General features: G+C 53.9%; 10 protein-coding genes and 1 pseudogene. All 11 read right to left on the bottom strand.

What is annotated here, in order from left to right:
- Positions 1-34: 34 nt before the first annotated feature.
- Entirely contained in the window at positions 35-259 is a 225-nt protein-coding gene (locus tag N6G83_RS26075) for a YebO family protein (protein ID WP_211136775.1), read from the bottom strand.
- Between the two features lie 44 nt (positions 260-303).
- Complete coding sequence (locus N6G83_RS26080) at positions 304-1,008, bottom strand: C40 family peptidase (RefSeq protein ID WP_211136776.1); 705 nt, start codon at positions 1,006-1,008, stop codon at positions 304-306.
- Between the two features lie 2 nt (positions 1,009-1,010).
- On the bottom strand, positions 1,011-1,763 hold the full coding sequence (locus N6G83_RS26085) for a phage minor tail protein L (protein WP_260524052.1): 753 nt from the start codon (positions 1,761-1,763) through the stop codon (positions 1,011-1,013).
- Positions 1,764-1,772: 9 nt separating this feature from the next.
- Complete coding sequence (locus N6G83_RS26090) at positions 1,773-2,126, bottom strand: phage tail protein (protein ID WP_211134572.1); 354 nt, start codon at positions 2,124-2,126, stop codon at positions 1,773-1,775.
- A gap of 4 nt (positions 2,127-2,130) precedes the next feature.
- A complete protein-coding gene (locus N6G83_RS26095; protein ID WP_211134571.1) occupies positions 2,131-5,547 on the bottom strand; it encodes a tape measure protein in 3,417 nt (1,138 codons plus the stop codon).
- A 34-nt stretch (positions 5,548-5,581) separates the two neighbouring features.
- Positions 5,582-5,863: a DUF4035 domain-containing protein gene (locus N6G83_RS26100; protein ID WP_211134570.1), complete on the bottom strand. Its 282-nt coding sequence runs from the start codon at positions 5,861-5,863 to the stop codon at positions 5,582-5,584.
- Entirely contained in the window at positions 5,863-6,282 is a 420-nt protein-coding gene (locus tag N6G83_RS26105; RefSeq protein WP_211134569.1) for a phage tail assembly chaperone, read from the bottom strand. Before N6G83_RS26105 ends, N6G83_RS26100 begins: the two co-directional genes overlap by 1 nt.
- Positions 6,283-6,297: 15 nt before the next feature.
- The gene (locus N6G83_RS54825; protein WP_312847379.1) at positions 6,298-6,540 is read right to left on the bottom strand and encodes an Ig domain-containing protein; all 243 of its coding nucleotides are present in this window, start codon (positions 6,538-6,540) and stop codon (positions 6,298-6,300) included.
- 21 nt (positions 6,541-6,561) lie between these two features.
- Positions 6,562-6,999 (bottom strand): annotated as a pseudogene (locus tag N6G83_RS54830) (phage tail protein); the annotation flags it as partial.
- Positions 7,000-7,057: 58 nt separating this feature from the next.
- A complete protein-coding gene (locus N6G83_RS26115) occupies positions 7,058-7,405 on the bottom strand; it encodes a DUF3168 domain-containing protein (RefSeq protein WP_211134567.1) in 348 nt (115 codons plus the stop codon).
- Complete coding sequence (locus N6G83_RS26120; protein WP_260524054.1) at positions 7,402-7,833, bottom strand: HK97-gp10 family putative phage morphogenesis protein; 432 nt, start codon at positions 7,831-7,833, stop codon at positions 7,402-7,404. Before N6G83_RS26120 ends, N6G83_RS26115 begins: the two co-directional genes overlap by 4 nt.
- Positions 7,834-7,841 lie beyond the last annotated feature (8 nt).

The following is a 7,841-nucleotide window of genomic DNA, read 5'->3' on the forward strand; positions in this document are numbered from 1 at the left end:
ACCCCAATAAAAAACCCTCCGAAGAGGGTCTTATTCACAATCCGGCTTTCTTTCGAGCCTCTTCAAGATATCCCTCAGCGGAATTATCTTTCTTAGTTGCATCAATGCTTGGGTCTAGTATCTTCGATAATTTACTATCGATTGACTGCAATAATTCTATTTGTTTATTAGCTCTAACGCTTGCTCTATTTAGGAAGTACCAGATAGCAATAGAGATAACTAAAGAAATTAGATACCAAAGGAAAAAACCATCAGACATTGTTAACCCCTCTCGATAAGTGAAGTGATCATCCTATCAGCGATTTATTTTAAACGGTACCTCAAAATCATTACAGCTCTGTTCTGCCAATACCCATCATAGGGAACATGTTTACTCAGTTGTCCGTACATGTGGTGGAGCATCACCCCATCGCCAAGATAGACCCCTGCGTGGTTCGGCTCGTCGGCACGCACCTGCATAATAATTACGTCCCCCACCAGCAGATCACCGGTAGCCGGTATAAAACCGGCTTCGGCATAGTGCTGCATGTAGAGGTTTTCGCCGCGCTCCCACCAGCCATCCGACCGCTCAAAGTTAGGGAGATCGATACCGCACTCCAGCCGGTACCAGTCCCGCACGATAGCGTAACAATCCCAGATGCCATGCACGAACGGGCGGCCAAGCAATGGCTTGATGCCTTCAGCTGGCATGATGGTTCTGATATCGCCTTCCGGCCAACTGGCAATCACCCAGGGCAGTTGGGACAGGTCACATTGTGCAAGATCGAGCTGGCTCGGCTGCGTGGTGGCGTCTGGGTGACTGTGAACGATAGCGACGATCTCCCCAGCATCCTCCGCAGCTGCGAAGTCCTCCGGGTGCATGCTGAATTGCTCGGTAGGCTCCGGAGCTGTATTCCTGCAACGCAGGTACTGCTGGCGGCGGCCATTTTGCACCACCAGCCCGCAACACTCTGCCGGGTGACTTTCTTCGGCATGCGCCATTATGGCGCTGATAATGTGCTTTCTCATGGCTACCTCTTCAGCAATGCGGAGCCGGGAAAACCGCCGAACGGCAGCGGATTGCCCTTACCCCAACGCGGTTCGCAGCCGGTGGACAACAGGCCAGAGCAAACATCTTTGGAAGGATCACTTACTGGCTTTCCGTCAGAATCAAAATATTTAGCACCGGTATAGCCGCAAGACGCACCGCGATACTGCCCACGAATGCACCAAGTACAAAGGCTATGGATCTGCCGGGTGGGGATCATGATGCCTTGCAAGTCAGCAGGTGAAGATAGAGCAAACTGGATGCCTGTATTGCTGCCGCTGATCTTGCGATCGATATACCACACATCAACCTTTTGCTGTGTCGCGTCGGCCTGCGGGTTGCCCTCCGGAAAGTTTCGGGCATCGAGGTAATGGGCGTAGGTGTCGCGGATCGTGACCTTAAACATTGCTAGGTTTTGGTATGCGAGACACATTGAACCCACGGTACCATCGATATTACCGACCGACAGCGTGGGACTCGGCGCTGTACCGTCGCTTGTAACCTCTAACCCCTCAATTTCCACCGGCCACGGCTTGTATTCCCGCCCGCCGAACCAGATAGATTTTGCCGGTAGCTTAACCGGATCATCACCGGCCTTTTCCAGCTCTGCCGGAGTGAACGGGATCGGGTGGCTGTGAAAGTACAACTCAGGCCCGCTGAACTGACTACCGTCAACTTCGAACAGGCGAATTTTACTCCCAGGCTCCAGAACCTGGTGATCAGCATTGATAGACATTGGTTTTTCCTACGGTCTGAAGGCGGTCTCGAACGTGGCCGCAAGCTGATACATCTGATCGCCGCGGTCATTCTTGCCCAGTGCGGTTACCTGATACGTTTTGCAAGTGAAAAGCCCGGGCTCAAAATTTGGCGTTGTCCACTTAAACGCTTTATACCCGGCATGGCGCTTGAAAAAACTCCTGATCTCGAAAGTGCGCTTCCAGTTACCGACAAATGTTAATGACCAGCTTTGGAGCTCTGTATTCAGCCCATCGCCAACCTGCTGTTTATAGCCGTCGCCAAATTGCACTTCACGCACACGAAAGGAGTGATCGCCGGTTGGGCTTATCCTTGCGGCATAACTAAAAGTTTCCAGTGCCATTAAATCACCTTCTTCCCCTATTTGCGGTGTTTAACATCCCTCCCTGGCCTGTAGCTTTTTCCATGTACACCTTGATGCGTTGATCAACGTATTTTCCAACCTCACTACCGAACTGTTCCATGCCTGGCGGTGCGGATGTAGTCGTTTGCCCATCGCTGTAGACTGTAATGTTTACTGTCGGTGCACTGCCACCAGCACTCCCCCTGTTCGGCTGGCTGGCGGTCGTCGGGCGAATCCCCAATGATCCACCAGCGGCAACTGGCGAAACTAACCCACCATCGGCGTAACCTCGCATCATGCCGTAAAGATTCTCTACGCCGATCCGCTCAGTGGCTTCTTTGGTCATCACGAATTCGCCACGGTGCACAATGCCAGCCTCTTCGTATTTGCCACCCGCACCGGTGTAACCGCCGAGTTCATACGCCCTAAAATTGGTACTCATCCCCATTGCACCAGTGCTTGCAGATCCTGCTGCGCTGGCAGCTCCTGAGGCCGCTCCTGAGGCCGCCCCGCCGATACCACCAGCGAGCCCACCGACTACACCGGTGATCGTCTGCATGATGGAACTTGTGACTACCGCCTGAGCGGCCATATCGATAAGGTTTTGAACGATGGATTGAGTTAGGGAAGCGAAGAGGTTAGTTACTCCCTCCTTGAACGTTTGGGTACCTGTCAGCAGACCGGTAAGCATATTGCTTGCACGTTCTGTGGTGGCCTGGAACATATCGACGGCCATCTTCTGCATATCGCCTTGCGCAGCGTATAGTTGCATTGATGCCTGGTAACGCTCTTGCATCGCCTCACGATCCGCCGCCACAATGAGCTGATTGGCGCGGCTTTGCGACACTACACCCGCCGTGGCATAGCTCTCGATCAGTGCATGCCGTTTGGCAAGCTGGTTTTCGAGGTTCTGGATAGGATCGATATTACCGGCCAGCTCGGCGGTACCGGAAACAGCGTAACGCTGATTTGCCTCGGCCACAGCTTGCAGGTAGGTCGTGTTGATATCCTGCTTACGGCGGGAAAGTTCCTCGGCGCTTTTGATTTCGCCGTCAGCAATTTGGCGCTGTAACTGCTCGTTAGCCTTTTTCTGGGTATCCGCAGCTGCTCGGTAGGGATCGGAGGCTATAGCCGCGTTGTGGTCTTCCCACCGCTGCTTTGCCTCTGCTAGCGTCTTGTTCAAACGCTCCAGCCCTGCCCGCTGTTCGTTAGTCCACTTTGTACCTGCTTCCAGAGACGCGGAGAATAAAGCCGCCGCCGCATCGCCCTCTTTCAGTCGGACGCCTTCAACCTGAATTTCCTTATTCAAGTTGGCTATCTTCTGCTGGTAATCCCCTGCCACCCCAGCGGATTTTTTGCTAGCGGAGGCTGCATCTTGCTCCGCTTTTTGCTGGGCCTTTGTCGCTGCTGTGAGGCTCTCAGTTGTTCTCTCAGCAGCAACTTTACCCGCAACATAAGCCTCATAATGACCAGGGGGGAGCTTTAGATCATCGGCCTCATAAATAGCCTGTTGCTCGGCCTTTGCTATCCCTTTTAGCCCTGCAAGTGCCTTTTCTCGCTGGACTTTTATCATTGCTGCTTGCTGCTTTTCGTCAAGCTTCGGAAGTGCCAAGCCTGCGAATTTTGGAGCTGCCACAGAGGTAGATAGGCCCGTTACCCTGTTAAGCTGCGCATACATTTCCGCAAGGCCACCAACAGCCCCCGCCAGTGCTGCGGTCTTATTTATCGATTCATTAATCGCCTGAGTACGAAGGGCTTCTGTATTACGTAATGTTTCCGTTTGCCGCTCAAGTGCAAAGTTTTTCTGGCTTAGCTGCCCCTGCGTCTCGATCATCGCCTGCTGGATGTCTTCAAGCGACATCAGCGTATTGATACGACTCATCCAGGGACTTTCTTTAGCGTCGGCCTCCATTTTCGTCAAAGCAGACAAGCTATCTTTCAGCTTGCGAACTTCTTCTTCCGTCTTGGCGATTTCAGAACGCTGCACAGCGATAGATTTTCCGGCATCTACAGCAGTGGATTCCAAACCAGCGATCGACATGCCGGACATTTGCTTTCTGACTTGCTCGACGGTGTTGCCATAGGCCAGTGCGGTTTTTCTGGCTTGCTCATTCTTTTCATGCACATAGTACCAGGCTGCCCCGACACCAAGCACAATCCCAGGGATCCCACCGACGGCACTTAATAGCCCGCTACCCAGCCTTGTTCCCAGCGATGTTACGGCGTTGAGACCACTTTGAGCCGTCATGCGGGCCGTGATGCTAGCTGCTAACTGGCCCTGTGCAACAGCAAGCTGCCTTTCTGCAATGATTTGCGCCTCGATCCCCACCGCCGCAGCCCTTGCCTGCTGAGCACGGTAAAGCGTGGCTCGAGCTGCGGCAGTAGCTGCTTTTGTACCTTCAACTTGGGCGGCCGCAACAGCTACCTCTGTGCGATATGCCGCCAGCATCCGTCCTGTGGCTGTTTGCACACCCAAGGCCAGATTACCGAAGTAACGCACCGCGCCGATCCCGACAAGCACACCCAGACCAGTGGCCACATTATCGATATTACCTGCAAGCCCATCCATAACACCGGCAAGTGATGTTGTGATACCCGCCGCCTGGTTCTGCCCGCCAATCCACTCCATAAATGCGTTATTGATGCGTGTTGATGCTGCGCTGACGCTGTTTGGCATGGTGTCGAATTCTTTCCTAACCTGCCCAAGCTGACTAATTAGAGCAGGGACGATCACCGGGGTTGGCAACTTCCCTGCATCAGCTAGCCCCTTAAGATCCTTTTGAGCTACCCCTAAGCCGTCAGACAGCATTTTCATTATCCGCCCGCCAGACTGCGCAACAGAGTTAAAATCCTGCCCACGCAGAACACCACGGGCTAGCGCTTGTGATAATTGGGTGATCACTGTGGATGTCTCCTCAGCAGACGACCCTGACACTTGCAGACCGGTAGACAGCGCCTCAGTAAGAGATAAAATATCCTTGGTTGTGTACCCGTATTCACGCAGCGAACTTGATGCTTTCGAGAACAAACTGGCGTTAGACTCGAACGTTGATCCGGTGTATTGGCTGATCCGCATTAATCCGGCTTGCGCGGCGCTGAAATCTTCCGCTGAAGTGGTGGCCAGCTTTACCCGCGCGTTGAGCGAGTTCCACTTGTCAGCCATGGCGATCAGGTTGCCGGTAGCAAATGCCCCGGCAAACGCACCGGCCATCGCCAATGCGCTGCTGCGCACGGTCGCCAATTGCCCATTCAGATCAGCAAGAGCTCGCTGACTCTGACGAGTGGCATTCTCTGCCTGGCGGTTACCCTGTGTCATTGTTCTGTGATAATCGGCCCCCATGCGTGAGGCACGGGCGATCTCAGTCTGGAAGGAGCTGGAGTTTGCCGAAATTTTAATGATTAGCTCACGCAGAGATGCCATATTTCACCCATAAAAAAACCCGCCGCAGCGGGTGTTAACTAGCCAGATTTTCCAGAAATGCCTCAAGCCCAGCGGTATCCTCTTCTTCCGCGTCTTCCTCCGCGTTCCAGCGGATCAACATATCCCCGATGGACAATGGATCTTTTGTTCGTTGGGCATTGAAGACGGCAGCGGCGATTTGCGCAGCGTGATAATCACCACGGTCATCACTAATCGGGCTTATCCGGTTAAAGGCCATCCACATGCGCAATTCACTGACGCTGATAGACTGCTGAAGCTCGCCCAGGGTTTTGCCCAGGCGTAAAGCCAGTTGCATCAAGAAGAAGGTTTCTGGCTCTCTGACTTTTTTTCAGCGTCTTCCGGCGATGTTTGCAGGGCAAGCGCCTGCTTAAGCAGACGGGAATGCACCGGCCCGTAAAAACCCACCACATCGTCCAGCTCTTTGCGGGTAAATACCGGCTTTTGATCTTCATCGAGCAGAACATCAATAAACATCACAGCGTCAGCGCGGATGTTACGTTGCGTCTGCTCTGTAATTGAAAGCTCGACCGCCTTTGCGCCCTCTTTGGGCTCTGCAGGCTCCATAATCTCGCGCCACTGGCCCCAGCCCGCTGGCGAGGGTTCTCGCAGGATCACCTTCGCCCCATTCCACTCGGCGACCTCAACCAGCTTGGTGCGAAAACCTGCCATCGGTGCCGAAGCCAGCTCCTTAAGGTTTAATTTCTTTGCTGCCATGGGTTAATGCTCCTGTTAGGCTGCTGTGACTGTCACAACACACGTAGCGGTTTTAGCGCCGTCCGTGGTTTTAACGGTGATTGTTGAGGTACCAGGGGTAAGGCCGGTGATAACACCCTTATTTGTCACCATGACGATTCCGGGGGCTGAGGATGTCCACGTTACGCCGCGGTTAGTGGCTGATGCCGGGGCGATCGTTGGGGTCAAGGTGAGACTGGCAGCAACAGCAACGGTGGCCGTGGCTTTATCCAGCGTCACACCGGTTACAGGGATGTTGACAGCGTAGATCCGTACGGGCTTGCCGATAATGCGCAGGGTATAAGAAGCGGATACGATGCCGGATGTCGCCGCGCTCCAGCTGTTTTGACGCACCTCGGCCAAGTATGAAAAGCCGTTGCCAGAAGGGAATACGATGCGAATGGCACGGCGGGTGTCATCGTCATAAGCATCCATCAGGGAATCCTGGGCAGCATCGTAACCGCTCCAGTTTTTACCAATGGTCATTTCAGATGGGGCTTTCAGGCCGTTTACCATCTCCTGCTCATCCGAACAGAATGTTGTAGTTTCGATATCAGACTTTTGGCCGCCCGTGTAACTGAGTTCCTTGGTGCTACACGATGCGGCAAGCCAGGTAACACCTACTGGGTTAGCCTCGCTGACTTCACCAGCAGAAACGCTGATCACTGTGCCTTGTGTTTTTTCATGCTTACTAGCCATTTGGGTATCTCCAGGCGTAAAAAAACCGCTCGTAAGCGGCTATATGAAGTGGTTAGGGTTATTGCCACACTCGGAATTCAAGCGAGGCGCGGAAAAGGCCAGTGTCGGGTTCGTGGCCACTGAAAAGGTGGATTTCTGCCGGGGACAACCCGGTTACCGCCTCCTCGGCATGGGCGCGTATGGCCTTAGCCTCGTCAATGCTGCTCGCGTACACGTCGATCTGCACCATATAGGCCGTTTCAGCGGTACCGCAGAACACATCACCCCGATTTTCATTGGGAACGGTGTAGACGATCCACGGCGGCTTTACTGCTGGCACTCCCTCGGGCGTGAGTTTTACGACATACGGGTAAGCCTGGCCGCCCACCAGCGGTTTTAACAACGGGTTAAGGTCAGCTTCGGTCATTTGGATAACACCTGGTCAATGGCCTCGTTGGCCTTCGCAAATACCGCCTCCGCAGCCTCCGACTCTTTGGCATCGTAAGAGGGCCTAATAAACGGTATCGGTGCCAGTTTCGATGTACCAAGCTCGATGAAACGCCAGTAGAAAGCATTTTTCGGGTTGCTGGCCTTCATCGAATTATCGCTGTTGCCCGTTCGAGGGTTACGGCCCCGGATATGCACCCCGGCGACCGCCCCGCCATCCTTGGCCCGCATATTCACAGCGACGACATTGCGCGCCAGCTTGCCGGTTTTCTTCGGCGCTCGGGCTTTGACTTCATCACGGAGCACGTTTGCCCCTGCCCGCGTCGCTTGACGTAACACGTTGCGGTTCTCGGCCTTGCTTAACAGTTCCAAATCCTTCGAAATGTCGAGCAGGCCGGAAAAATCCAGATTGCCGC

It is taken from the genome of Serratia sp. PL7 (genome assembly GCF_945957435.1).

Coding starts and splice junctions, on each gene's coding strand:
- N6G83_RS26095 (WP_211134571.1), bottom strand. CDS start 5,547: ATGGCATCTCTGCGTGAGCTAATCATTAAAATTTCGGCAAACTCCAGC.
- N6G83_RS26075 (WP_211136775.1), bottom strand. CDS start 259: ATGTCTGATGGTTTTTTCCTTTGGTATCTAATTTCTTTAGTTATCTCT.
- N6G83_RS26115 (WP_211134567.1), bottom strand. CDS start 7,405: ATGACCGAAGCTGACCTTAACCCGTTGTTAAAACCGCTGGTGGGCGGC.
- N6G83_RS26100 (WP_211134570.1), bottom strand. CDS start 5,863: ATGCAACTGGCTTTACGCCTGGGCAAAACCCTGGGCGAGCTTCAGCAG.
- N6G83_RS26090 (WP_211134572.1), bottom strand. CDS start 2,126: ATGGCACTGGAAACTTTTAGTTATGCCGCAAGGATAAGCCCAACCGGC.
- N6G83_RS26080 (WP_211136776.1), bottom strand. CDS start 1,008: ATGAGAAAGCACATTATCAGCGCCATAATGGCGCATGCCGAAGAAAGT.
- N6G83_RS26105 (WP_211134569.1), bottom strand. CDS start 6,282: ATGGCAGCAAAGAAATTAAACCTTAAGGAGCTGGCTTCGGCACCGATG.
- N6G83_RS26085 (WP_260524052.1), bottom strand. CDS start 1,763: ATGTCTATCAATGCTGATCACCAGGTTCTGGAGCCTGGGAGTAAAATT.